The sequence below is a fragment of the Colwellia sp. RSH04 genome (genome assembly GCF_003545765.1).
Classification (GTDB): Bacteria; Pseudomonadota; Gammaproteobacteria; order Enterobacterales; family Alteromonadaceae; genus Colwellia.
In genome coordinates, this window is sequence record NZ_QXIO01000043.1 from 1 (window position 1) to 958 (window position 958).

1 protein-coding gene is annotated in these 958 nt (G+C 39.2%); it reads right to left on the bottom strand.

Annotated elements, in window-relative coordinates; genetic code table 11:
- Positions 1-6: 6 nt before the first annotated feature.
- Positions 7-867, bottom strand: coding sequence for an IS982 family transposase (locus D1094_RS18410; RefSeq protein WP_118961553.1), 861 nt, complete (start codon positions 865-867; stop codon positions 7-9).
- Between the last annotated feature and the right edge of the window lie 91 nt (positions 868-958).

Genomic DNA, 958 nt, shown 5'->3' on the forward strand with positions numbered 1-958 from the left:
TATATTTTAAAGTCGAGATACTTTTATGCTCGGCTTTTTATCTTTAAATGTATACGCAATCAGTCCAGCCATTAGGTTCACCATAAATGAAATACAACTCCTGTGACGGCTATGGTCTATTTGAGCAATATGTTTTAACTGACCGAATAACGTCTCTATTATAAATCGTCTTGATAACATAGCCTTATCCCATGCGGTCATTGGTTGTCGTTTCATATTGCTACGTTGCCCAGTGACGAAGTTAATGCCTTTCTCAGCAAGTGTTTCTTTTAGAGCAGCAGACACATAACCTTTATCTGCATATAAACTCCCCGTAACATTTTCAACCATGTCGAGTATAGGTTTTCGATCGTCAACATTCGCAGGTGTGACTTTAACGGCTAACAATCCCCCTTCATCATTCATAATGAGGTGAAGTTTAAAGCCATAGAACCAACCCATAGTGCCTTTGCCTCGCTCAGCTACACCATCAAATACTTTGTGTCTCGGGATTCGTAGGTTATGACAGACTTTTAAACCCGTTGAGTCAACAAATGCAATCCCTGTCGGTTTTGAAAAGCGCGTTTTTAAGTAGCTGCATAATGCAGGTAATACAGATTGGAGCAGTTTAAGCATTCGTGTATAGCTGACTAAATCAGGAAAATGATGCTGCCAATGTCGACAAACCAGACGATTATAGTAGTTTTTAAAATCACGATAGCCAGATTGGTGAAAGGCAATCAGTATTGTCATTACTTCGCTACAAGTGAGCCTTGATGGGCGAAGCCTTTGTTTTTCGCCTGTTTCTATTTGATGTTTTTGCCAAGCAGGTAAAAATAATAAGCAAAAATCATCGACATCTACGTAAATTGATTCTAAGTTATTCATGCCCTTGTCCTGTGTGCTCTTTCTTTTTTCGTCGAAAGATCTGATCACCGCAAGGGCATTTAGTTCAATTTCTTATCCGCATCTCAGGTTA

What these genes read in the sequence shown, in the direction of transcription:
- D1094_RS18410 (WP_118961553.1), bottom strand. Translation starts at nt 867, where the DNA reads ATGAATAACTTAGAATCAATTTACGTAGATGTCGATGATTTTTGCTTA.